21 protein-coding genes are annotated in these 24,301 nt (G+C 75.5%); 19 read left to right on the top strand and 2 right to left on the bottom strand.

Going from position 1 to position 24,301, the window contains the following annotated elements:
* Window positions 1-147: 147 nt before the first annotated feature.
* The 13 genes from pyrR to coaBC all read left to right on the top strand — a co-directional run bounded on the left by pyrR (window position 148) and on the right by coaBC (window position 16,005).
* Window positions 148-771: a bifunctional pyr operon transcriptional regulator/uracil phosphoribosyltransferase PyrR gene (gene pyrR / locus ACI8AP_RS07220; protein ID WP_456588663.1), complete on the top strand. Its 624-nt coding sequence runs from the start codon at window positions 148-150 to the stop codon at window positions 769-771.
* On the top strand, window positions 768-1,685 hold the full coding sequence (locus tag ACI8AP_RS07225) for an aspartate carbamoyltransferase catalytic subunit (protein ID WP_456588664.1): 918 nt from the start codon (window positions 768-770) through the stop codon (window positions 1,683-1,685). The genes pyrR and ACI8AP_RS07225 overlap by 4 nt, the downstream gene beginning before the upstream one ends.
* On the top strand, window positions 1,682-2,971 hold the full coding sequence (locus tag ACI8AP_RS07230; protein ID WP_456588665.1) for a dihydroorotase: 1,290 nt from the start codon (window positions 1,682-1,684) through the stop codon (window positions 2,969-2,971). The genes ACI8AP_RS07225 and ACI8AP_RS07230 overlap by 4 nt, the downstream gene beginning before the upstream one ends.
* Window positions 2,968-4,134 carry a glutamine-hydrolyzing carbamoyl-phosphate synthase small subunit gene (carA, locus tag ACI8AP_RS07235; RefSeq protein ID WP_456588666.1) on the top strand — a complete coding sequence of 389 codons (1,167 nt, stop codon included), beginning with the start codon at window positions 2,968-2,970 and terminating at the stop codon, window positions 4,132-4,134. The genes ACI8AP_RS07230 and carA overlap by 4 nt, the downstream gene beginning before the upstream one ends.
* On the top strand, window positions 4,134-7,463 hold the full coding sequence (gene carB / locus ACI8AP_RS07240) for a carbamoyl-phosphate synthase large subunit (protein ID WP_456588667.1): 3,330 nt from the start codon (window positions 4,134-4,136) through the stop codon (window positions 7,461-7,463). The genes carA and carB overlap by 1 nt, the downstream gene beginning before the upstream one ends.
* A complete protein-coding gene (locus tag ACI8AP_RS07245) occupies window positions 7,460-8,830 on the top strand; it encodes a dihydroorotate oxidase (protein ID WP_456588668.1) in 1,371 nt (456 codons plus the stop codon). Before carB ends, ACI8AP_RS07245 begins: the two co-directional genes overlap by 4 nt.
* Window positions 8,827-9,666, top strand: a complete 840-nt coding sequence (gene pyrF / locus ACI8AP_RS07250; protein WP_456588669.1) for an orotidine-5'-phosphate decarboxylase — start codon at window positions 8,827-8,829, stop codon at window positions 9,664-9,666. Before ACI8AP_RS07245 ends, pyrF begins: the two co-directional genes overlap by 4 nt.
* An 87-nt stretch (window positions 9,667-9,753) precedes the next feature.
* Window positions 9,754-10,917, top strand: a complete 1,164-nt coding sequence (locus ACI8AP_RS07255) for an acyl-CoA dehydrogenase family protein (protein ID WP_456588670.1) — start codon at window positions 9,754-9,756, stop codon at window positions 10,915-10,917.
* Complete coding sequence (locus tag ACI8AP_RS07260) at window positions 10,914-12,998, top strand: SpoIIE family protein phosphatase (protein WP_456588671.1); 2,085 nt, start codon at window positions 10,914-10,916, stop codon at window positions 12,996-12,998. The genes ACI8AP_RS07255 and ACI8AP_RS07260 overlap by 4 nt, the downstream gene beginning before the upstream one ends.
* A gap of 328 nt (window positions 12,999-13,326) precedes the next feature.
* Window positions 13,327-13,683, top strand: a complete 357-nt coding sequence (gene mihF / locus ACI8AP_RS07265) for an integration host factor, actinobacterial type (RefSeq protein ID WP_456582244.1) — start codon at window positions 13,327-13,329, stop codon at window positions 13,681-13,683.
* A 45-nt stretch (window positions 13,684-13,728) separates the two neighbouring features.
* On the top strand, window positions 13,729-14,376 hold the full coding sequence (gene gmk / locus ACI8AP_RS07270; RefSeq protein WP_456588672.1) for a guanylate kinase: 648 nt from the start codon (window positions 13,729-13,731) through the stop codon (window positions 14,374-14,376).
* 15 nt (window positions 14,377-14,391) lie between these two features.
* Window positions 14,392-14,655, top strand: a complete 264-nt coding sequence (gene rpoZ, locus ACI8AP_RS07275; RefSeq protein ID WP_014376157.1) for a DNA-directed RNA polymerase subunit omega — start codon at window positions 14,392-14,394, stop codon at window positions 14,653-14,655.
* A gap of 132 nt (window positions 14,656-14,787) precedes the next feature.
* Window positions 14,788-16,005: a bifunctional phosphopantothenoylcysteine decarboxylase/phosphopantothenate--cysteine ligase CoaBC gene (gene coaBC / locus ACI8AP_RS07280; RefSeq protein ID WP_456588673.1), complete on the top strand. Its 1,218-nt coding sequence runs from the start codon at window positions 14,788-14,790 to the stop codon at window positions 16,003-16,005.
* Between the two features lie 67 nt (window positions 16,006-16,072).
* Here coaBC and ACI8AP_RS07285 read toward each other — a convergent pair whose 3' ends face one another.
* Both ACI8AP_RS07285 and ACI8AP_RS07290 read right to left on the bottom strand, forming a co-directional pair.
* Window positions 16,073-16,837 (bottom strand): hypothetical protein, encoded by a 765-nt coding sequence (locus ACI8AP_RS07285; RefSeq protein ID WP_456588674.1) that lies wholly within the window; start codon window positions 16,835-16,837, stop codon window positions 16,073-16,075.
* Complete coding sequence (locus ACI8AP_RS07290; RefSeq protein WP_456588675.1) at window positions 16,834-17,193, bottom strand: PadR family transcriptional regulator; 360 nt, start codon at window positions 17,191-17,193, stop codon at window positions 16,834-16,836. Before ACI8AP_RS07290 ends, ACI8AP_RS07285 begins: the two co-directional genes overlap by 4 nt.
* 410 nt (window positions 17,194-17,603) lie before the next feature.
* On the opposite strand from ACI8AP_RS07290, the gene metK reads away from it, so the two are divergent.
* The 6 genes from metK (at window position 17,604) to ACI8AP_RS07320 (ending at window position 24,297) form a co-directional block, all read left to right on the top strand.
* Window positions 17,604-18,803: a methionine adenosyltransferase gene (gene metK, locus ACI8AP_RS07295; protein ID WP_456588676.1), complete on the top strand. Its 1,200-nt coding sequence runs from the start codon at window positions 17,604-17,606 to the stop codon at window positions 18,801-18,803.
* Between the two features lie 89 nt (window positions 18,804-18,892).
* Window positions 18,893-20,854 carry a primosomal protein N' gene (locus tag ACI8AP_RS07300; protein WP_456588677.1) on the top strand — a complete coding sequence of 654 codons (1,962 nt, stop codon included), beginning with the start codon at window positions 18,893-18,895 and terminating at the stop codon, window positions 20,852-20,854.
* 143 nt (window positions 20,855-20,997) lie between these two features.
* Window positions 20,998-21,531, top strand: coding sequence for a peptide deformylase (def, locus tag ACI8AP_RS07305; RefSeq protein ID WP_456588678.1), 534 nt, complete (start codon window positions 20,998-21,000; stop codon window positions 21,529-21,531).
* Window positions 21,480-22,460, top strand: coding sequence for a methionyl-tRNA formyltransferase (fmt, locus tag ACI8AP_RS07310; protein WP_456588679.1), 981 nt, complete (start codon window positions 21,480-21,482; stop codon window positions 22,458-22,460). The genes def and fmt overlap by 52 nt, the downstream gene beginning before the upstream one ends.
* Window positions 22,457-23,842, top strand: a complete 1,386-nt coding sequence (locus ACI8AP_RS07315; protein WP_456588680.1) for an RsmB/NOP family class I SAM-dependent RNA methyltransferase — start codon at window positions 22,457-22,459, stop codon at window positions 23,840-23,842. The genes fmt and ACI8AP_RS07315 overlap by 4 nt, the downstream gene beginning before the upstream one ends.
* Before the next feature lie 47 nt (window positions 23,843-23,889).
* On the top strand, window positions 23,890-24,297 hold the full coding sequence (locus ACI8AP_RS07320; RefSeq protein ID WP_456588681.1) for a VOC family protein: 408 nt from the start codon (window positions 23,890-23,892) through the stop codon (window positions 24,295-24,297).
* The last annotated feature ends 4 nt before the right edge of the window (window positions 24,298-24,301 follow it).

Here is a 24,301-nt window from a genome sequence, read left to right on the forward strand (position 1 = left end):
CCGGGCGCCGCGCCGGGCGACCACCCCGGGCGCAGGGCCGGGCACCGGGCCGGGCGCCGGCGGGACGCGAGCGGACGTGCAGTACCGTCGACCGCGGTCCGACCACTCCTTTAACGACCCGTCCAGTGAGGCGGGGAAGGAGGCCTCATGGCCCGCTCACCCGAGCCTGCCCGCAGCCCGTCTCCCGGCAGCGCCCCCGGCACCCTGCTCTCCTCCGCCGACGTCGCCCGCGTCGTCGACCGCATGGCCCACCAGCTCATCGAGCGGGCGGCGAGCCTCCGGGCCGACGACGGCGCCGACCACGCCGACGGCGGGCTCTCCGACCTGGTCCTCGTCGGCATCCCGACCCGCGGGGCCCCGCTCGCCCGCCGCCTCGCCGCGCGCATCGAGGCGTTCACCGGCACCGCGGTGGACGTCGGCACCGCCGACATCACCCTGTACCGCGACGACCTGCGGCTGCGCGGCGTCCGGGCCCTCGAGCCCACCGTGCTCCCGGACGCCGGCATCGACGGCCGGCTCGTCGTCCTCGTCGACGACGTGCTCTTCTCCGGGCGCTCGGTCCGGGCGGCGCTCGACGCGCTGCGCGACCTGGGCCGCCCGCGCGGCGTCCAGCTGGCGGTGCTGGTCGACCGCGGGCACCGCGAGCTGCCGATCCGGGCCGACTTCGTCGGCAAGAACGTGCCGACCGCACGCAGCCAGCAGGTCAAGGTGCACCTGCAGGAGGTCGACGGCATCGACGAGGTTCTGCTGACCGAGGGGGAGGGCGCGTGAAGCGGCACCTGCTGGAGGCCGCGGACCTCGACCGGGACGACGCGACGCTGGTGCTGGACACCGCGGCCCAGATCGACGCGGCCCTGGCCGGCCGCGAGGTGAAGAAGCTCCCGACGCTGCGCGGGCGCACGGTGGTCAACCTCTTCTACGAGGACTCCACCCGGACCCGGATCAGCTTCGAGCTCGCCGCCAAGCGCCTCTCCGCCGACGTCATCAACTTCTCGGCCAAGGGCAGCAGCGTCTCCAAGGGGGAGAGCCTCAAGGACACCGCGCTCACCCTGGAGGCGATGGGCGCCGACGCCGTCGTCGTCCGGCACTCGGCCTCCGGTGCGCCGCACCGGCTGGCGAACTGGGTGCGCGGCAGCGTGGTCAACGCCGGCGACGGCACCCACGAGCACCCCACCCAGGCGCTGCTGGACGCCTACACGATCCGGCAGCGGCTGGGGCGGCTCGACGGCGTCCGCGTGACGATCGTCGGCGACGTCCTGCACAGCCGGGTGGCCCGCTCCAACGTGGGGCTGCTGCACACGCTGGGAGCGCAGGTCACGCTGGTCGCGCCGCCGACGCTGCTGCCGGTGGGCGTGGGCAGCTGGCCGGCGGAGGTGGGCTACGACCTCGACGCCGTGCTCCCCAAGAGCGACGTGGTGATGATGCTGCGGGTCCAGGCCGAGCGGATGAACGCCTCGTTCTTCCCCAGCGCCCGCGAGTACAGCCGCCGCTACGGCCTCGACGCGCCGCGGATGGCCGCGCTGCCCGACGAGGCGATCGTCATGCACCCCGGCCCGATGAACCGCGGCATGGAGATCGCCGCCGAGGTGGCCGACTCCGTCCGCTCCACGATCGTCGAGCAGGTCGCCAACGGGGTCTCCACCCGCATGGCCGTGCTCTACCTGCTGCTCGGAGGGAACACGTGAGCACCTACCTGATCACGGGGGCCAGGCCGCTGGGCGGCGACCCTGCCGACATCCTGGTGACCGACGGCCGGATCGCCGCGGTCGGCGCGTCGCTCGACGTCCCCGGCGCCGAGGTGGTCGAGGCCGCCGGTCTGATCGCGCTGCCCGGCCTGGTCGACCTGCACACCCACCTGCGCGAGCCCGGCCGGGAGGACGCCGAGACCGTGGAGACCGGCAGCCGCGCCGCCGCGCTCGGCGGGTTCACCGCAGTGCACGCGATGGCCAACACCGATCCGGTCGCCGACACCGCCGGCGTCGTCGAGCAGGTGTGGCGGCTGGGGCAGGAGGCCGGGCTCGTGGACGTCGTCCCGGTCGGCGCCGTCACGGTCGGGCTGGCGGGGGAGCGGCTGGCCGAGCTCGGCGCGATGGCCGACTCCGCCGCCCGGGTGCGGGTGTTCTCCGACGACGGGCACTGCGTCGCCGACCCGGCGCTCATGCGGCGGGCGCTGGAGTACGTGAAGGCGTTCGACGGTGTGGTCGCCCAGCACGCGGAGGAGCCGCGGCTGACCGCCGGCGCGCAGATGCACGAGGGCGACCGCTCGGCCCGGCTCGGCCTGACCGGCTGGCCGGCCGCCGCGGAGGAGGCGATCATCGCCCGCGACGTGCTGCTGGCCGAGCACGTCGGCGCGCGGCTGCACGTCTGCCACGTCTCGACCGCCGGGTCGGTGGAGATCCTGCGCTGGGCGAAGTCCCGCGGCGTGCAGGTGACCGCCGAGGTCACGCCGCACCACCTGCTGCTCACCGACGCCTGCGCCGAGTCCTACGACCCGGTCTTCAAGGTCAACCCGCCGCTGCGCACCGACGCCGACGTCGAGGCACTCCGGGCGGGCCTGGCCGACGGCACCATCGACGCCGTCGGCACCGACCACGCCCCGCACGCGGTGGAGGACAAGGAGAGCGAGTGGGCGCAGGCCCGGCCCGGCATGCTCGGGCTGGAGCAGGCGCTCTCGGTGGTGATCGAGACGATGGTCGAGCCCGGTCGCCTGGACTGGGCCGGCGTCGCCGACCGCATGTCGGTCCGGCCCGCCGCCATCGGCCGCCTCGGTGAGCACGGCCGGCCGATCGCCCCCGGCGAGCCGGCCAACCTGGTGCTCGTCGACCCGGCCGCCCGCGCGGTGGTCGACCCCGCGGCGCTGGCCAGCCGCAGCCGCAACAGCCCCTATGCCGGCCGGGAACTCCCCGGCCGGGTGGTCGCGACGTTCCTGCGGGGGACGCCGACCGTTCTGGACGGAAAGGCAGTCAAGTGACAGAAGCGCTCCTCGTGCTCGAGGACGGGCGCACGTTCCGGGGCGAGGCCTACGGAGCGACGGGGACGACGGTCGGCGAGGCGGTGTTCGCCACCGGCATGACCGGCTACCAGGAGACGCTGACCGACCCCAGCTACGCGGGCCAGATCGTCGCAATGACCGCCCCGCACATCGGCAACACCGGGGTCAACGGCGAGGACGACGAGAGCAGCCGCATGTGGGTGGCCGGCTTCGTCGTGCGCGACCCCGCCCGCCGCCCGGCCAACTGGCGGGCCACCGGCACCCTCGACGACGAGCTGGTCGCGCAGGGGGTCGTGGGCATCAGCGGGATCGACACCCGCGCGCTCACCCGCCACCTGCGCGAGCGCGGCGCGATGCGCGCCGGCATCAGCACCGAGCTGACCGCCGAGGAGCTGCTGGCCCGCGTCACCGCGGCCGAGGGCATGACCGGCGCCGACCTCGCACCGACGGTGAGCACCGGCGAGCCCTACGTCGTCCCGGCGGTGGGGGAGAAGCGGTTCACCATCGCCGCGCTCGACCTGGGAATCAAGACGGCGACCCCGCGGCACCTGGCGGCGCTCGGCGTCGAGACCCACGTACTGCCCTCGACGGCGACCGCCGAGGAGCTGCTCGCGGCCGGCCCGGACGGGGTGTTCCTCTCCAACGGCCCCGGCGACCCGGCCGCCGCCGACTACGCCGTGGAAGCGGTGCGCGGGGTGCTCGACGCCCGCCGGCCGCTGTTCGGGATCTGCTTCGGCAACCAGATCCTCGGCCGCGCGCTGGGCCTGGGCACCTACAAGCTGCGCTTCGGGCACCGCGGGCTCAACCAGCCGGTGCTCGACCGGGTCAGCGGGACCGTCCGGGTGACCAGCCACAACCACGGGTTCGCCGTGGACGCCCCGCTGGACCGGCCCACCGACACCCCCTACGGGCAGGTCGAGGTCAGCCACGTGGGCCTCAACGACGACGTCGTCGAGGGCCTGCGGCTGCTCGAGACGCCGGCCTTCAGCGTGCAGTTCCACCCGGAGTCGGCGGCCGGCCCGCACGACGCCGCACCCCTGTTCCAGCGCTTCGTCGACCTCATGCAGTCCGCCCGCGACGGCGAGGCCCGCGCCGGCGGGCCGGCACCGCAGGTCCAGTCCAGCACGGGGGAGAAGAACTGATGCCCAAGCGCACCGACATCGAGCACGTGCTGGTGATCGGCTCGGGGCCGATCCTGATCGGGCAGGCCGCGGAGTTCGACTACTCCGGCACCCAGGCCTGCCGGGTGCTCCGGGCCGAGGGGCTGCGGGTCAGCCTGGTGAACAGCAACCCGGCGACGATCATGACCGACCCGGAGATCGCCGACGCCACCTACATCGAGCCGCTGACGCCGGAGTTCGTCGAGAAGGTCATCGCCAAGGAGCGGCCCGACGCGCTCCTGGCCACCCTCGGCGGCCAGACCGCGCTCAACATCGCCATCGGCCTGTACGAGAACGGCGTGCTGGAGAAGTACGGCGTCCGGCTCATCGGGGCCGACGTCGCCGCGATCAACCGCGGTGAGGACCGGCAGCTGTTCAAGGACATCGTCCGCTCGATCGGCGCCGACGCCCCGCGGTCGCGGGTCTGCGGCACCGTCGAGGAGGCGCTGGAGACCGCCGAGGAGGTCGGCTACCCGGTCGTCATCCGGCCGAGCTTCACCATGGGCGGCCTCGGCTCGGGCTTCGCCACCGACGAGCCGATGCTGCGCCGCATGGCCGCCCACGGGCTGGCCGACTCCCCGGTGCACACGGTGCTGATCGAGGAGTCGGTGCTGGGCTGGAAGGAGTACGAGCTGGAGCTGATGCGCGACCGCAGCGACAACGTGGTCGTCATCTGCTCGATCGAGAACATCGACGCGATGGGCGTGCACACCGGCGACTCGGTGACCGTCGCCCCGGCGATGACCCTCACCGACGTCGAGTACCAACGGATGCGCGACGTCGGCATCGCGGTGCTGCGCGAGGTCGGCGTCGACACCGGCGGCTGCAACATCCAGTTCGCCGTCAACCCGGCCGACGGCCGGATGGTCGTCATCGAGATGAACCCGCGGGTCTCCCGCTCCAGCGCGCTGGCGTCCAAGGCGACCGGCTTCCCGATCGCGAAGATCGCGGCGAAGCTCGCCATCGGCTACACGCTCGACGAGATCACCAACGACATCACCGGCGTCACCCCGGCGGCGTTCGAGCCGACGCTGGACTACGTCGTGGTGAAGATCCCGCGGTTCGCCTTCGAGAAGTTCCCCGGCGCCGACCCCCGGCTGACCACGACGATGAAGAGCGTCGGCGAGGTCATGGCGATGGGGCGGAACTTCCCGGAGGCGCTGGGCAAGGCGATGCGCTCCACCGAGACGAAGGTGGCCGGCTTCTGGACGGGGACGCCGGATCCCCGTTCGGCCGAGGAGCTGCTGGAGGTCCTGCGCACCCCGGTCGACGGCCGGCTCTACACCGCGGAGCGGGCGCTGGCCGCCGGTGCGACGGTCGAGCAGGTCGCCGAGGCCAGCGGGTTCGATCCGTGGTTCGTCGACCAGATCGTGCTGGTGCAGGAGGTGGCGGCCGAGGTCCGCGACGCACCGGCCCTGACGCCGCAGCTGCTCCGGCGGGCCAAGCGGCACGGCCTCTCCGACCGGCAGATCGCCGCGCTGCGGCCGGAGCTCGCCGGCGAGGACGGCGTCCGGGTGCTGCGCTGGCGGCTGGGCGTGCGGCCGGTCTACAAGACCGTGGACACCTGCGCCGCGGAGTTCGCCGCCCGCACGCCGTACCACTACTCGTCCTACGACGAGGAGACCGAGGTGCAGCCGCGGGAGAAGCCGGCGGTGCTGATCCTCGGCTCGGGCCCCAACCGGATCGGGCAGGGCATCGAGTTCGACTACTCGTGCGTGCACGCGGTCATGGCGCTGCAGGACGCCGGCTACGAGGCGGTGATGGTCAACTGCAACCCGGAGACCGTCTCCACCGACTACGACACCGCCGACCGGCTGTACTTCGAGCCGCTGACGTTCGAGGACGTCCTCGAGGTGGTCGAGGCCGAGCGCGCGGCCGGCCCGGTGGCCGGGGTCATCTGCACCCTCGGCGGGCAGACTCCGCTGGGGCTGGCGCAGCGGCTCAAGGACGCCGGGGTGCCGGTGCTGGGCACGTCGCCGGAGGCGATCGACGACGCCGAGCACCGCGGGGCGTTCTCCCGGGTGCTGGCCGACACCGGCCTGCTCGCCCCGAAGCACGGCACGGCGACGACGTTCGCCGAGGCGCACGAGGTCGCCTCCGGCATCGGGTACCCGGTGCTGGTGCGACCCTCCTACGTGCTGGGCGGGCGCGGCATGGAGATCGTGTACGACGACGCCACGCTCGAGGCGTACATCGCCAAGGCCACCGAGGTCAGCGCCGACCACCCGGTGCTGGTCGACCGGTTCCTGGAGGACGCGGTCGAGATCGACGTCGACGCGCTCTACGACGGCACCGACCTCTACCTGGGCGGGGTCATGGAGCACATCGAGGAGGCCGGCATCCACTCCGGTGACTCGGCCTGCGCCCTGCCGCCGATCACCCTCGGCTCCGCGGACCTGCTGAAGATCCGCGCGGCGACGGGGAAGCTGGCCGAGCGGATCGGCGTCCGCGGGCTGATGAACGTCCAGTACGCGATCAAGGACGACATCCTCTACGTCATCGAGGCCAACCCGCGGGCCAGCCGCACGGTGCCCTTCGTCTCCAAGGCGACGGCGGTGCAGCTGGCCAAGGCGGCCGCGCGGATCGCCGTCGGCGAGTCCATCGCCGACCTGCGCGCCGCCGGCGTGCTCCCGGCCACCGGCGACGGCACCGACCTGCCCGACGACGCGCCGATCGCGGTCAAGGAGGCGGTGCTGCCCTTCCACCGTTTCCGCACCGTCGAGGGGTTCGGGGTGGACACCGTGCTGTCCCCGGAGATGAAGTCCACCGGCGAGGTCATGGGCCTGGACGCGCAGTTCGGAACGGCGTTCGCCAAGTCGCAGGCCGCCGCCTACGGCTCGCTGCCGACCGAGGGCACGGTGTTCGTGTCGCTGGCCAACCGGGACAAGCGCTCCGCGGTCTTCCCGATCAAGCGGCTGGCCGACCTGGGCTTCCGCCTGCTGGCCACCACCGGCACGGCGCAGGTGCTGCGCCGCCACGGGGTGGCCGCCGAGGTGGTCGGCAAGTTCAGCGAGGGCCCGGGCAACATCGTGGAGCTCATCCAGGCCGGCGACGTCGACCTGGTGTTCAACACGCCGTTCGGTGCGCCGGGCAACAGCGGCCCCCGCCTGGACGGCTACGAGATCCGCACGGCCGCGGTGAGCGCCGGCATCCCGTGCATCACGACGGTGCAGGGCATGGCGGCCGCGGTCCAGGGCATCGAGGCGCTGCGGCAGGGCGGCATCGGCGTGCGCAGCCTGCAGGAGGTGCACGCGGCGCTGGCCGGCGGCACGCACGGCGGGCCGAGCAGCTTCGCCGGGACGGGGGCGTGACGACGCCGTCGCCGGGTGCGGTCCAGGGGCTGCGCGACGACCTCGTCGCGCGCGGCCTCCTGGAGGGGCTGCCGGCGGCGTTCGCCGCGGGGGTCACCCGGTTCGGGCGGCCCCCGCGGCCGGAGCTCGACGCGCTGACCGGCGCGGCCACCGACCTGGCCGCCCGGCTGGCCTCCGGGGCGGCCGGCGAGGACGACCTGCCGCTGTTGACCCGGGTGCTCTTCTTCGCCCGGCAGCCCGAGCTGCTGGCCGCCCACGGGCTGCCCACGCCGGCGTACGACGTCCTCGGGTCCTTCCGGGAGAACCTCGACCGGCCGCTCGGCCCGCGGCTGCCCGAGCGGCCGACGGCAGGCGGCCGGCGCTGGCAGCTGCTGGGGCGCACCGTGGGCTTCCCGATCGGCGTGCCCGCCTGCGTGCTCAACGGCAGCGAGGCGTGGGTGCGGCACAACGCGGCCAACGGCTGGAACGTGCTGACCTACAAGACCGTCCGCGGCCGCGCCCACCCGCCCAACGAGCAGCCGAACTGGGTGTTCGCCGCCCGGGAGACCGCCGGCCTCCCGCCGGGAGCGGACGCCGACGTGGTCGCCGACCCCTGGGACTGGGTCGCGCCGGGCTCGCCGGCGGTCAGCAGCGTCAACTCCTTCGGCGTCCCCTCCCCGGCGCCGGAGGAGTGGATGCCCGACCTGGCGCGCGCCGTCGACGCGGTCGGCGACGAGCAGCTGCTGCTGGTGAGCGTCATGGGGGAGGGGAACGGGCTCGACCTGGTCGAGGACTTCGCCCGGACCGCACGCCTGGCGCAGGAGGCCGGGGCGTCGGTCGTCGAGCTGAACCTGTCGTGCCCGAACACGCTGTCGGCCTCCGGGAGCGGCGTGAAGCCGCCGCTGTGCCTGGACCCCGACGCGACCGTCGCCGTGGTGGAGGCGGTGCGCCGGGCGCTGGACGACCGCACCGGGCTGGTGGCGAAGCTGTCCTGGCTCGACGAGGCCCGGCTCGCGGCCCTGGTGCCGCGGCTCGCCCCGCTGGTCGACGGCATCGCCGGGATCAACACGCTGCAGAGCCGGGTGCGCCGCAGCGACGGCAGGCCCACCTTCCCCGGCCGCGAGCTGGCCGGGCTCTCGGGCATCGCGGTCCGCGACTCCGCGCTGGACTTCACCCGGCGGCTCGTCGCGCTGCGGGAGGCCGGCGGGGTGCCCTTCGACGTCCTCGCCATGGGCGGGGTCACCGACCCGGCGTCCTTCGAGGCGATCTTCACCGCCGGCGCCGACGCGGTGCAGTCCGCGGCCGGCGCGTTCGCCGACCCGTTCCTCGCCCAGCGGTGCGTCGCCGCCCTGGGCGAGACCCTGCCCCGAGCCGTGGAGGCCCCGTGACCGACCCCTTCGGGCAGCGCCTGTCGGCCGCCGTCGCCGAGCGCGGCCCGCTCTGCGTCGGCATCGACCCGCACGAGCAGCTGCTGCTCGACTGGGGGGTGGGGAACTCGCTGGACGGGCTCCGCCGCTTCACCGACGCGGTGGTCGAGGCGCTCGCCGGCACGGTGTCCGTGCTGAAGCCGCAGCTGGCCTTCTACGAGCGCTTCGGCTCCCGGGGGATCGCGGTGCTGGAGGAGGCGGTCACCGCCAGCCGTGCTGCCGGCGCCCTGGTGCTGCTCGACGCCAAGCGCGGCGACATCGGCTCGACGATGGCCGCCTACGCCGACTACCTGAGCGACCGCCACCCGCTGCAGGTCGACGCGATGACCGTCAGCCCCTACCTCGGGCCGGAGTCGCTGGCGCCCGCGGTCGCCACGGCGAGCGCCGCCGGCGGCGGGCTGTTCGTCCTCGCCCGCACGTCCAACCCCGACGCGGCCGCCCTGCAGCACGCCGTGGTGGGGGAGCGGTCGGTCGCCCAGGTCGTCGTCGACACCGTCCGCGGCTGGAACGTCTCCGGCGGGACGGCGGACAGCGGATTCGGCCCGGCCCTGGGGTCCTTCGGCGTCGTCGTCGGCGCCACGCTCGAGCAGCTCGACGTGGACCTCGACGGGCTCGGCGGGCCGATCCTGGCGCCCGGCTTCGGCGCCCAGGGGGGCACAGCGGCCGACCTGCGCCGGCTCTTCGGCGCCGGGCGCGCCGTCGTGCCGACGGTCTCCCGCGACGTGCTCGGCGCCGGTCCGGACCCGGCCGCACTGCGCGCCGCCGCGGAGCGCTGGGCAGAGGCGCTGGCCGCGTGAGGCGGGTGCGGCCGTGGGCCTCCGTCGGGTGAACGCCCTGCTCCCGGCCGCCTCGACCGCGCAGCGGTCCGCCTATCCTCGGCGATCGTGACCACGACCCCGACCAGCGTGGCGGACGCCGTCGCCCGCGCGGAGGAGGTGGCGCGGACCGTCGCGCTGCCCCTGGTAGAGCGGACCGACTCCGGGGTCTGGCCGGCCGAAGCGGTGCGCGCGCTGCAGGCCGCCGGGCTGGGTGGGCTGGCCGCGCCCCGGTCGGTGGGCGGCTCCGGGCTGGGCCTGCGCGGGGTGGAGGCGGTCTGCGAGGCGCTGGGCCGGGTGTGCGCGTCGACGGCGCTGTGCTTCGGCATGCACTGCGTGGCCACCGCCGTGCTGTCGGCCAAGCACACCGACCGGCAGCGGAGCGAGTTCCTCGACGCGATCGTGGCCGGTGAGCACCTCACCACCCTGGCCCTGTCCGAGCCGGGCACCGGAGCCCAGTTCTGGTTGCCGCAGACCCGGATGACCCGGGACGGCGAGGGCCTGCTGGTCGCGGGGGAGAAGTCGTTCGTGACCAACGGGGGCAGGGCCGACTCCTACGTCGTGAGCACCGTGGCGGCCGACCCCGGGGCCCCGGTGGGCGAGTTCTCCTGCGTCCTGGTGCCGGCGGACGCCGAGGGCGTGGCCTGGGGGCACGAGTGGACCGGCATCGGGATGCGCGGCAACTCCTCCCGGGGCATGCGGCTCGACGACGTCCGGCTTGCCCCCCAGCACCTGCTCGGCACCGAGGGCGACCAGATCTGGTACGTCTTCGAGGTCGTGGCGCCGTACTTCCTGATGGCCATGGCGGGCACCTACGTCGGCGTGGCCCAGGCGTCGCTCGACGAGGCCACCGCGCACCTGTCCCGCCGGGCGCACGCGCACACCGGCCGCCGGCTGGCGGGCGAGCCGCTGCTGCAGCACCGGCTCGGCGTCCTCTGGGCGCAGGTGGAGCGCACCCGCCGGCTGGTCCACTGGGCGGCCGAGGAGGCCGACGCCGGCGGACCCGCGGCGCTGCCGGGCCTGACGTCGGCGAAGGCCGAGGTGGCCCGGTGCGCCGTCGACGTGACCAACGAGGCCATGACCCTGGTCGGTGGCATCGGCTACCGGGACCGGTCCCCGCTGGAGCGTCACCTGCGCGACGCCCGGGCGGCCGACGTGATGAGCCCGACGACCGACATCCTGCGCACCTGGACCGGCCGGGCGGCGCTCGGCCTGCCGCTGCTGGGCGAGTGACCGGCCCCCCGGACGGCGCGGGCCGCTGGGTCCTGGTCGAGCCCTCCACGACCGACGTCGAGCTGCTCCGGGCGCTGCCCGGCATGGACCACGTCGCCCCCGGGGAGCTGGAGGTCCGCCTCGTCGACCCGCCCGAACCGGTCGACCTGGTGGTGATCGGCTCGCTGGCCGCCGCTCCGGTGGCGCTGGTGCAGCGCGCGCACCGGCTGGCGCCCGGGGCGGCCGTGGCCGTGCTGTCGACCACCCCGACGACGCTGCGGCGCGAGACGTCGTACGCCCCGGGGGTGCCGCTCGAGCTGCTGGTCGCTTCGCCCGGCGAGCCGGACCTGCCCGAGCGCCTGCGCGCCATCCGCCGGGCGGCCGTCGACCGGCGCCGGCACAGCGCCGTGCTGGCCGCAGTGGCCCGCCGGGCGGCCGGTGTGATCGAGGACGCCCCGCGCGGCCCGGCGGAGGTGGGCGGGGTGCTCGAGCACGCCCCCATCGCGGTGCTCGTCGTGGACCCCGCCGGGGCGCTGGTGGGCTGGAACCGCCGTGCCGAGGTCCTCTTCGAGCTCGTCCGCACGCCCACCGGCCGGCCGGTGGACACCGTGCTCCCGGGCGCCGCCGCCTTCCTGGCGCCGGTCCTCGCCGGGGCAACCTCGGGCAGCGAGCTCCCGGAGGCGACCCCGACGGCGGCCCACGTCCTCGTCGGCGGCCGCGTGGACGTGGAGCTGACCGCGGTCCGCAGCCAGACCGACGACGGCCGGCCCGTGGCGCTCCTCCTGGCGGTCGACGTGACCGCCCGTCGGGAGGCGGAGCGGGAGCGGGACCGGCTCGCCGGTCAGGTCAGCCTGCTCGCGCGGGTCTCGGAGTCGCTCGCCGGCTCCCTGGACGTCTCCGAATCGATCGCCCGGCTGGCCGAGGCGGTGGTCCCCGCGATGGCGGACTGGGCGAGCGTCCAGGTGCGCGAGGAGCACGACCGGCTCGCCGCCCACGTCGTCCGGCAGCGCGACCCGGCGCTGGCGCCCGTGGCCCGCCGGATCGAGGCGCTCGTGGCCGCGCGGGGTACGGGGAGCGGGCTCGGCCGGCGGGCGGCGGCCGGGGAGGCGGTCCTGCTGCCGGTCGTCGACGCCGGCACCCTGGTCGAGGAAGTGCCCGACGTCGAGCTGCGCGGTCTCGTGGAGCGCCTGGGTACGGCGAGCGCGCTGGCGGTGCCGGTGCCCGGGCGGTCCGGCATCCTGGGCTCGCTGCTGCTGGCCCGCGGGGCCGGTGCCGCGCCCTTCGGGGAGCGCGACCTGTCCCTGGCGAGGGAGATCGGCCGGCGGGCGGGCATCGCGCTCGACAACGCCCGGCTCTACGCCGGCCAGCGGCACCTGGCCACCGAGCTGCAGAACAGCCTGCTCACCGCCCCGCCGGACCTGCCCTTCGCCCGCGTCGCGGTGCGCTACGTCGCCGCGGCGCGGGAGGCCCAGGTGGGTGGCGACTGGTACGACGCCTTCCGCCGGCGCACCGGCGACCTGACGGTGGTCATCGGCGACGTCGTGGGACACGACACGCGGGCAGCGGCGGCCATGGGCCAGCTGCGGTCGCTCGTGCGCGGCATCGCCTACACCACCGCGGGCGCGCCCGACCAGGTGCTGACCGCGGTCGACGAGGCCGCCGAGGGGCTGGAGCTCGCGACGATGGCGACGGCGATCCTCGCCGAGCTGTCGCCGACGGGTGCCGGTGGCGGGGGCGGCGCACGGCTGCGCTGGTCCAACGCCGGGCACCCCCCACCGGTCCTCCTCGAACCCGACGGCACCGCCCGGCTGCTCACGTACCGCGCCGGGCGACCCGATCTGCTGCTGGGCGTCGACCCGGCCGCGCACCGGCGCACCGAGGAGACGACCCTGCCGCCCGGGTCGACACTCCTGCTGTTCACCGACGGTCTCGTCGAGGACCGCGGGCACACGCTCGACGACGGACTGGAGCTGCTGCTCGCGACCGTCGGCCACCACGCCGGGGAGGAGCTGGAGGACCTGTGCGATGCCGTCCTCGCGCGGATGGTGCCCCGCGGTGGTCAGGACGACGTGGCCATCGTCGCCGTCCAGCCGGGCCCCTGAGCAGCGCCGCATCCCTGCCGGGCGTGTCGTGTCGTCGGCGTGTCGGGGGCGGGCGCGCCACCTGCGCCGGGAGCCGCCCCGGCGAAACCAGACCGTCCGAATACCGGGGCTGACCAGGCATGATCACACCGAGTGACCCAATGGGCGGCTATCGTGCGGACCCGGGGTCGTACGGCTCCGCGACCGCCCTGCTCGTTCGTGCGTGACCAGCGGATTTGCCGGGAACCAACGCGACGGTGAGGCTCGCAGCGGGGGCGCGGTGCGTCCCCGCGAACCGAACGACCGCCGGCCGGAGCACGGTCGACGAACGAGACGATTGGGTTGCACCATGCCCCTGCCTGACCTGTCCCCGGAACAGCGGGCCGCCGCTCTCGAGAAGGCGGCCGCCGCCCGCAAGGCGCGCGCCGAGCTGCGCGAGCGACTCAAGAGCAAGGGCGCCACGGTCGGCGACGTCCTCAAGCAGGGCGAGACCGACGAAGTGATCGGCAAGATGCGGGTCTCCGCCGTCCTGGAATCCCTGCCCGGGGTCGGCAAGGCCCGGGCTGCGAAGATCATGGAACGCCTGGAGATCTCCCCCACGCGACGCGTGCGGGGGCTGGGCGCCAACCAGCGGCGGGCGCTGGAGGCCGAGTTCGGCGGCGAGAAGGTCGACGCCGAGCAGGTTCCCGCTGACGGCTCCGTCTGAGGAGGGGCCGCCGGCACCGCCGACGACCCCGGGCGAGGACGACGAGTGGCTGCAGCGACACCGGCACGGCTGACCGTGCTCTCCGGACCCTCCGGGGTCGGCAAGGGCACCGTGATAGCCGAGGTCCGGCGGCGGCACCCCGACGTGTGGGTGTCGGTGTCGGCCACCACTCGTCGTCCCCGGCCGGGTGAGGTCGACGGCGTGCACTACCACTTCGTCTCCGACGCGGAGTTCGACCGGCTGATCGCCGAGGACGGGCTGCTGGAGTGGGCCGAGTACGCGGGCAACCGCTACGGCACCCCGGTGGCGCCGGTCCGGGCCCAGCTGGCCACCGGGCGGCCGGCGTTGCTGGAGATCGAGCTGCAGGGTGCCCGGCAGGTGCGGGCGCGGGCGCCGGAGGCGCAGCTGGTCTTCCTGGCCCCGCCGTCCTGGGCCGAGCTGGTCAGCCGGCTGGCCGGCCGGGGGTCGGAGCCGGTCGCCGTGCAGGAGCGGCGGCTGGCGATCGCGCAGGCCGAGCTCGACTCGTCCGGGGAGTTCGACGTGGTGGTCGTCAACGACGACGTGGCCCGCGCCGCGGACGAGTTGGTAGGCTTGCTGACTGCGCCCTCCCCGGACTCGTGCCGGGGGAGTAGTGCCCACGAGGAAGTGCCTCGCCGGTGGACCCGCCGGCGCCTTCCTCCCGCTATCGAATGAGGAGCACGCCCGCCCGTGTCCGGAGTCGCACCCGCCCCCGAGGGCATCACCAACCCGCCGATCGACGAGCTGCTCGAGCGCACCAGCAGCAAGTACGGCCTGGTCATCTTCGCCGCCAAGCGCGCGCGCCAGATCAATGCCTACTACAGCCAGCTCTCCGAGGGCCTGCTGGAGTACGTCGGCCCGCTGGTCGACACCGCGCCCCAGGAGAAGCCGCTGTCCATCGCGCTCCGCGAGATCAACGAGGGGCTCCTGGCGCACACCGCCGGCGAGAACTGAGGAAGGACCCCCTCGCCCCCCACCACTCGCTCCGCTCGTGGTGGGGCCCTGCGAGGGGGCCGTTCCATCCCTTTCTGGTGACGCCCCCGGCCTGTGCCGGGGGCGTCGTCGTGCGTGGGGGAGGATGAGCGCATGAGCCGGATCGTGCTGGGCGTCGGGGGCGGCGTCGCCGCCTACAAGGCCGCGCTGCTGCTGCGGGCCTTCACCGAGGCCGGGCACGACGTCCGCGTCGTCCCCACGCCCGGCGCGCTGCACTTCGTCGGCGCGGCCACGTTCGAGGCGCTGTCGGGCAACCCGGTCACCACCGACGTCTGGTCCGACGTCCCCGAGGTGGCGCACGTGCGGATCGGGCAGACCGCCGACCTCGTCGTCGTCGCCCCGGCCACCGCCGACCTGCTGGCCCGGGCCGCGGCGGGCCGGGCGGACGACCTGCTGACCGCGACGCTGCTCACCGCGCACTGCCCGGTGGTGTTCGTCCCGGCCATGCACACCGAGATGTGGCTGCACCCCGCCACGCAGGACAACGTGGCCACGCTGCGCCGCCGCGGAGCGGTGGTCCTGCCGCCCGCCGTCGGCCGGCTCACCGGACCGGACTCCGGCCCCGGCCGGCTGCCCGAGCCCGCCGACATCGCCGCGCTGGCCGCGGTCGTGCTCGACGGGGGCGCCGACGCGCTGCCGCAGGACCTCGCCGGCCGCCGGGTCGTCATCAGCGCCGGCGGCACCCGCGAGCCGCTGGACCCGGTGCGCTACCTGGGCAACCGGTCGTCGGGCAAGCAGGGCTGGGCCCTGGCGCGGGTCGCCGCGGCCCGCGGCGCGGAGGTCGTCCTGGTGGCCGCCAACGTGGAGCTGCCCGCCCCCTTCGGCGTCCGCGTGGTGCCGGTCGGGACGGCCGAGGAGCTACGGACGGCGATGCACGCCGAGGCTGCGGATGCCGACGTGGTCGTGATGAGCGCCGCGGTCGCCGACTTCCGGCCGGCCGGCGTCGCCGCCACCAAGCTGAAGAAGGGCGCGGCCAGCGAGCCGAGCGCCGTCGAGCTCGTCCGGAACCCCGACGTCCTGGCCGAGCTGGTCGCCGAACGCGCGCCGGGCCGGCTCGTGGTCGGCTTCGCCGCCGAGACCGGTGACGACGACGGCGACGTGCTCACCCACGCCCGCGCGAAGCTCGCCCGCAAGGGTTGCGATCTGCTGGTGGTCAACGACGTCTCCGACGGGCAGGTGTTCGGCAAGGCGAACAACGCCGTGGTGGTCCTCGCCGCCGACGGGTCGGCGACCGAGATCGCGCTCGGCCCCAAGGACGGCATCGCCGCCGGAATCTGGACCGTGGCGGCAGCCCGGCTGACGGGCCGCTGACCCGTCCGGTGGGCCCAGCACGGCCCGGAGCTCGCCCTGGGGGCCCATCGCGGCCCGGCGACGAGGCTCAGCCCACGAACCAGGGAGCGGCCCCCAGGGCGAGGTAGCAGACCGGGACCAGCGCTGTCGGCACGAGCGCGTTCCAGCGACGCCGGACCTGCTGCCCCCCGTCGCCCGCAGCGGGGGGCAGCGGTGAGGTGACCAGGTCGTCGTTCGCCAGCTCCCGGTACTCGAGCCAGGCCAGGACCACGACCACGCCGAACAACCCGACGGCCACCACGGCCGCCGGCACGGGCAGGACCGACGACGTCACGAACCGGCCGGACACCGCCGAGCCCAGCGAGGCCAGCACGACGAGGGCAACCGCGGCGGGGCCGACCACCCACGTGTGGGTGATCAGCGGACGGACCAGTCGGGGGACGGCCAGCACCACGAGCAGGACCAGGGCGAGGCAGCCGACCTGGACGCCGTTCCAGGTCAGGACGCCACCCTCGGCCCAGGTCCGCGTGGCTGCCGTGCCCACGATCAGGGCGACGACCTGCGCCGCGCCCAGCGCCGCGACCGTCCAGACCCCGGACACCCGCTCGGGCGAGCTCTCCGTGTCGATCTGCCGGGCGTAGGACGTCGGATCGCCGAACGCTTCGGCTGGCGTCTCGCCGCTCTCCGCGCAGTGCCGCTCCACCTCCGCCAGGCGTTCCCCGATCACCGGACCGGGGACGTCGCGCAGCCGCAGCTCGAGCACGAACGCGCCGCACCACTCCTGCTGAGCGAGGACGAAGGGACGCTGCCAGACCTCCTGGTGCGGCTCCTGGACGCGCGGGGTCTCGTTCACGATCTGCTCCTCGGGGTGATGGCGTCGGCGGCCGACAGGTGGTCGGTGACCCGGGCGGAGAAGGTCTGCCACCGGTCCTGGCCGTGCTCGAGCTCGCGGCGCCCGGCGTCGGTGAGCGTGAAGTACTTGCGTTCCGGCCCCCCGTCCCCCGTCCGCCAGGCCACGGTGACCAGCGAGTTCTTCTCCAGCCGGGCCAGCAGTGGGTACAGCGTGCCGCCCTTGACGTCCCCGAAACCGGCGGCCGCCAGCTCGCTGGCGATGGCGTAGCCATAGGTCGGTCCGTCGGCCATGACGCGCAGCACGCACAGTTCCAGGACCCCGCGCAGCCACTCACTGGGCTGGGCGGGGCCGGTCATGACTCGATAGTGCCTCTACTCAGACGCTCTGTCTAGTCACCGTGCCGGGCGCGTTCTCCCGCCACCGCGCGTTCCCGTGCCCGACCCCACCCGTCCACGGGCGGGGCCGTCGGCACGTACGGTCGGGTCCAGGTCCTCCGCCCACTCGCCATGAGCGGCGGGCCCAGGCCCCGCCCCCGGTGGTTTCACGCGACCGGGGCGGGGCCGCCTCCTCGGCGGGGTCCGGCGCGGACCGGGTGGGGCTCCCGCACGGACGCGGGCGCACTGCGGCGCGGAGGCGCCGGCGCCGAGGCCCTGGCACGGGTCCACCCGCGCCGAGGGGCGCCCGGTCTCGCCCGGGTAACGTCCCTCCACGAGTCGTGGCACCGAGCGGCTCGCCGAATCGTGTCCCGCGACCCAGGAGTACCGACATGCCACGCCGTCTCTTCACCTCCGAGTCGGTGACCGAGGGCCACCCGGACAAGATCGCCGACCAGATCAGCGACTCGATCCTGGACGCGATGCTGGCGCAGGACCCGCGCAGCCGGGTCGCGGTCGAGACCCTGATCACCACCGGTCAGGTGCACATCGCCGGCGAGGTCACCACCGCCGGCTACGTCGACATCCCGGCGATCGTCCGCGAGACGGTCCTGCGCATCGGCTACGACTCCTCCCGCAAGGGCTTCGACGGCGCGTCCTGCGGGGTCAGCGTCTCCATCGGCGCCCAGTCGCCGGACATCGCCCAGGGTGTCGACACCGGGTACGAGTCGCGCACGGGTGGCAGCTCCGAGGACGACGCGATCGAGCGCCAGGGCGCCGGTGACCAGGGCCTGATGTTCGGCTACGCCACCGACGAGACCCCCGAGCTGATGCCGCTGCCGATCGCGCTGGCCCACCGGCTCTCCCGTCGGCTGTCCGCGGTGCGCAAGGACGGCTCGGTGCCCTACCTGCGGCCCGACGGCAAGACCCAGGTCACCGTCGTCTACGAGGACGACCGGCCGGTCGCGGTCGACACCGTGGTCGTCTCCTCGCAGCACGCCGAGGACATCTCGATCGAGACGCTGCTGACCCCCGACATCGAGGAGCTCGTCGTCGAGCCGGAGCTGGCCGCCCTCGGCCTGCCCACCACCGGCCACCGGCTGCTGGTGAACCCGACCGGCAAGTTCGTCATCGGCGGCCCGATGGGCGACGCCGGCCTGACCGGCCGCAAGATCATCGTCGACACCTACGGCGGCATGGCCCGCCACGGCGGCGGCGCCTTCTCCGGCAAGGACCCGTCGAAGGTGGACCGCTCGGCGGCCTACGCGATGCGCTGGGTGGCGAAGAACGTCGTCGCCGCCGGGCTCGCCCGCCGCTGCGAGGTGCAGGTCGCCTACGCCATCGGCGCCGCGCACCCGGTCGGCCTGTTCGTCGACACGCACGGCACCGGCACGGTCGCCGACGAGGTGCTGGAGAAGGCGATCACCTCGGTGTTCGACCTGCGCCCCGGCGCCATCGTCCGCGACCTGGACCTGCTGAGGCCCATCTACGGCCCCACCGCCGCCTACGGCCACTTCGGCCGCACCGACCTGGACCTGCCGTGGGAGCGGCTGGACCGCGTCGAGGCGCTGCGCTCGGCCGTGGGGGCCTGAGGCCCGAGCCCGCCCCCCGGCCCCGCCCGCCCGCCGCGGGGCCGGGGGAGGAGCGCGGTCCTGTCGGTGGGGCCGGGGACACTGGTCCGGTGCAGGTCGCCCGGGTCGTCGTCGACGTCCCGCTGGCCCACCTGGACCGGCCGTTCGACTACGCGGTCCCGGAGAAGTACGCCGACACGGTGCAGCCCGGCTGCCGGGTGCGGGTCCGCTTCCACGGCCGCCTGGTCGACGGCGTGGTGTGGGAGCTGGCGGGCACCACCGAGTTCGCGGGTCGGCTGCAGCCGCTCTCGCACGTCCCCTCGGGGGAGCCGGTGCTCACCCCGCAGGTCGCCCGCCTGGTCCGCGCCGTCGCCGACCGGTACGCGGGCACCGCGAGCGACGTGCTGCGCCTGGCCCTGCCGCCGCGCCGGGGGGCCGCCGAGAAGCGCCCCTCGCCCACCCCCGAGGAGCTGCCCGGGCCCCCCGATCCGGCCGGCTTCGCCCGGTACCAGGCCGGCCCCGCGCTGCTGGGTGCCCTGGCCGAGGGGCGCCCGGCGCGCGCCGTCTGGACGGCGCTGCCCGGTGAGGACTGGCCCACCCGGTTGGTCGAGCTCTGCCGCGCCGCGCTGTCGGGCCGACGCGGCGCCCTGGTCGTCGTGCCCGACGGCAAGGACCTGGACCGGCTGACGGCGGCGGCGGAGCGGCTGCTGCCGGAGCACTCGTTCACGGTGCTGCGGGCCGACGACGCGCCGGAGAAGCGCTACCGCCGCTTCCTCGCGGCCTCCCGCGGCGCCGCCCAGGTGGTGCTGGGCACCCGGGCGGCGATGTTCGCCCCCGTCCGCGACCTCGGTCTGGTGGTCGTGTGGGACGACGGCGACGACCTGCACTCCGAGGAGCGTGCCCCCTACCCGCACGCCCGCGACGTGCTGGTGCAGCGGGCCTGGCTGGACTCCTGCGCCGCGGTCGTCGCGGGGACCTCGCGCACCGCCGAGGCCGCGCTGCTGGTGGAGTCCGGCTGGGCGCACGAGCTGGTCGCCGACCGCGCGGTGCTGCGCGCCGCGGCTCCCCGGGTGCAGGCGCTCGGGGACGACTTCGAGCTGGCGCGCGACGCAGCGGCCCGCACCGCCCGGCTGCCCTCGCTGGCCTACGACGCGGCGCGCAAGGCGCTCGCCACCGGTGCACCGGTGCTCGTGCAGGTGCCCCGCCGCGGCTACGTCCCGTCGCTGTCCTGCGCGCGCTGCCGGGCGCCGGCACGGTGCGCCCACTGCGCCGGTCCGCTGGGCATCTCCCCGCGGCCGGGCCCCGGCGGCACGCGCATCCCGGCCTGCCGCTGGTGCGCCCGCCCGGCCGCCACCTTCGACTGCCCGCACTGCCACGGCACGAAGCTGCGGGCCGCGGTGGTGGGGGAGTCGCGCACCGCCGAGGAGCTCGCGCGGGCGTTCGCGGGCACGACCGTGCGCACCTCCGGCAGCACCTCGGGCGTGCTCGCCACGGTGCCGGCCGGTCCGGCGCTGGTCGTGGCCACGCCCGGCGCCGAACCGGTGGCCCCGGACGGCTACGGCGCCGCGCTGCTGCTGGACTCGTGGGCGCTGCTCGGCCGGGCCGATCTGCGGGCGGGGGAGGAGACGCTGCGCCGCTGGATGAACGCCGCGGCGCTGGTGCGCCCGGCGCCGGCGGGCGGGCAGGTCGTCGTCGCCGCCGACGCCGCCCATCCGGTCGTGCAGGCGCTGGTGCGCTGGGACCCGGCGTGGCTGGCCGAACGCGAGCTCGCCGACCGCCGCGAGCTGGGCTTCCCCCCGGTGACCCGCATGGCATCGCTGTCCGCCTCGCCCGCGGCCCTCGCCGAGTTCCTCGCGGCGCTTCGGCTGCCCGAGGACGCCGACCTGCTGGGGCCCGTCCCCGAACGTCCCCGGCCCGGGCAGGAGGGCGAGCGGGAGCGCTACCTGGTGCGGGTGCCCCGCAGCTCCGGGGCGGCGCTGGCCTCCGCGCTGGCCGAGGTGCAGGGCGTCCGCAGCGCGAAGAAGGTGCCCGAGCACGTCCGCGTCCACCTGGACCCGCTCGACCTGGTGTGAGGTGCTGGGGACCGTCCGGGAGGAGCCCGGCGGCCCTACGACGTCGCCGTCCCCACCTTCCCGACGACGGCGCTGCACGTGGCCGCGGCGGTGGGGGCCGCGCTGGCCGAGGACCGTGCCGGGCTCCCGCCTACGATCGTCGGGTGAGCGTCACCCCCATCCGGTTGTTCGGCGACCCGGTGCTGCACCGGCCGGCCGCGCCCGTCGTCGACTTCGACGCCGAGCTCCGGCAGCTCGTCACCGACCTGACCGAGACCATGCAGGCGGCCGGGGGCGCCGGGCTCGCGGCGCCGCAGATCGGCGTCGGGCTGCGCGTGTTCACCTGGTACGTCGACGGCGAGGTGGGCCACCTCGTCAACCCGGACGTCGCTGCCGTGGGCGAGGAGGTGCAGGACGGCCCCGAGGGCTGCCTGTCCATCCCCGACCTGCGCTACGACTGCCGCCGGCACCTGCACGTGGTCGCCTCCGGCTGGAACATGCACGGCGACCCGGTGCGCGTCGAGGGCTCGGAGCTGCTGGCCCGGGCCATCCAGCACGAGACCGACCACCTCGACGGCGTCCTGTTCGTCGACCGGCTGTCCGTGGCCGACCGCGCCGCCGCGCTCGCCGAGATCCAGGCCGCCGAGTGGGCCGGCTACGGCAGCTACCTCCCCGTCGTGAAGGTGAGTCCGCACTGAAGCTCCTGTTCGCCGGCACCCCGGCACCCGCCGTCCCGTCCCTGGAGGCGCTGCTCGCCTCCGACCACGAGGTGGTCGCCGTCCTCACCCGCCCGGACGCCCGCTCGGGGCGGGGCCGCAAGGTCAGCCGCTCGCCGGTCGCCGAGCGGGCCGATGCGTCTGGCGTCCCGGTGCTCCAGCCACGGACCCCCCGGGACCCGGAGTTCCTCGAGCAGCTCGCGGAGCTCGGCGTCGACTGCGTGCCCGTCGTCGCCTACGGCGCCCTCGTGCCCCAGGCGGCGCTCGACGTGCCGCGGCACGGCTGGGTCAACCTGCACTTCTCGCTGCTCCCCGCGTGGCGGGGCGCCGCGCCGGTGCAGCACGCGATCATGGCCGGCGACGAGGTGACCGGGGCCTCGACGTTCCTCCTGGAGGCGGGGCTGGACACCGGCCCGGTGTACGGCACCCTCACCGAGACGATCAGGCCGCGGGATACCGCCGGTGACCTGCTCGAGCGCCTGGCGGTCAGCGGCGCGGAGCTGCTCCTGGCGACCCTCGACGGCATCGCCGCCGGAGCACTGGAGGCCCGTCCGCAGCCGGCCGACGGCGTCAGCCTGGCCCCGAAGGTCGAGACCGCGGACGCCCGGGTCGACTGGGCGCTGCCCGCGCACGTGGTGGACCGGCGGATCCGGGGGGTGACGCCGGCGCCCGGCGCCTGGACGACGTGGCGCGGCGAGCGGCTGCGGCTCGGGCCCGTGACGCCGCTGGCCGACGGAGCCGCACTGGAACCCGGTGAGGTGCGGGCCGAGGGCCGGGAGGTGCTCGTGGGCACCGGGAGCGGCCCGGTGCGGCTGGGCGAGGTGCAGCCGGCCGGCAAGCGGATGTTCCCGGCGGCCGACTGGGCCCGCGGCGCCCGGCCCGCCCCCGGCGAGCGGCTGGGCGGCGAGTGACCCGCCCGGCGCGCGGCGGCGGTCAGGGGCGACGGCGGCACCCGGCCACCCGCCGCCCGGTGCTGGACGGCGCCCGGCTGACCGCCTACGACGTCCTGGACGCCGTCTCCTCGCGGAAGGCGTTCGCCAACCTGCTGCTGCCGCAGCTGCTGCGCGAGCGGCAGCTCGACCCGCGGGACGCCGGCTTCGCCACCCAGCTGGCCTACGGGACGCTGCGCGCGCAGGGGACGCTCGATGCGATCCTCTCCGGCCTCGTCTCCCGCCCGCTGGGCGAGCTGGACCCGCGGGTGCTGGACCTGCTCCGGCTGGGCGCCTACCAGCTGGTCGACCTCCGGGTGCCCTCGCACGCGGCGGTGGACACCACCGTCGACCTCACCCGGGCCATCGTGGGCGCGGGCGCCTCCGGGCTGGTCAACGCCGTGCTGCGGAAGGTCGCCGCGGGCGGTGACCGGGCCGCGTGGCTGGCGAGGCTGGCCCCCGAGGGCGACGAGCGGCTGGCGCTGACGACCGACCACCCGCGGTGGATCGTCGACGCCTGGCGGGACGCGCTCGGCGACGAGGCGGAGCTGGAGCAGGCGCTGCTGGCCGACGACGCCGCCCCGGAGGTGCACCTGGTCGCCCGGCGCATGGCGCGGGAGGACCTCGCCGAGGAATCGGGCGGGCAGCCCGGTCCGTGGTCGCCGTACGCGGTGCGGCTGGGCGGGGGAGACCCCGGCCGCCTGGCGTCGGTGCGCTCGGGCCGCGCCGCGGTGCAGGACGAGGGCAGCCAGCTGGCCGCGCTGCTGCTCACCCGGGCGCCGGTCGAGGGGCCGGAGAGCGCCTGGCTGGACATGTGCGCCGGGCCGGGCGGCAAGGCGGGGCTGCTCGCCGCCACCCGGCCGGAGGGCGTGCGGCTCACCGCGGCCGACCGCGCCCCGCACCGGGCCGAGCTGGTGCGCCAGGCGCTCACCGGCGAGGACGACGTCGAGGTGGTGGCCGCCGACGGCCGCGAACCACCGTGGGCGCCCGGGAGCTTCGACCGGGTGCTGCTGGACGCGCCCTGCACCGGGCTCGGCGCGCTGCGGCGCCGTCCGGAGGTCCGCTGGCGGCGGACGGCGGAGGACGTCCCGTCGCTGGTGGAGCTGCAGACCGAGCTGCTCGCCGCCGCGCTGGCGTCGGTGCGCCCGGGCGGCGTGCTGGCCTACGTCACGTGCTCGCCGCACACCGAGGAGACGGTGGCCGTCGTCGACACCGCCGCCGCCCGGGACGACGTCGAGGTGCTGCCGGTGGCGCCGCTGTTCCCCGAGATCCCCGGCATCGCACGCGGCGACTACGCGCAGCTGTGGCCGCACCGGCACGGCACGGACGCCATGTTCATGGCGCTGCTCCGCCGGACCCGCTGACCGCGTCGTGCGGCCGAGACGACCGGGCACCGTGCCAGGATCCCGCAATGGTGTCGTTCGTGTCGCGCACCAGCGTCGACTGCGCTGACGCCTACGCGCTGTCGCGCTGGTGGCAGGCCGTCCTCGACTACGTCGAGGACCCGAAAGACCCGAACGGGCCCGGCCACGAGGAGTGCCTCATCAGGTCGCGCGACGGGCACCACCAGGTGCTCTTCATCGAGGTGCCCGATCCGAAGCGGGTGAAGAACCGGGTGCATCTGGATCTGCGTCCGCGGGAGGGCACGCGCGACGAGGAACTCGCCCGCCTGCTGGCGCTGGGTGCGACGGCCGTCGACGACCGCCGCAACCCCGACGGGACCGGCTGGGTGGTGCTCGCCGACCCCGAGGGGAACGAGTTCTGCATCCTGCGCAACACGGCGGAGGTCGCCGCGTCGCGCGGTCCGGACGGCGCCTGAGCGC

Source organism: Blastococcus sp. SYSU DS1021, from assembly GCF_054050995.1.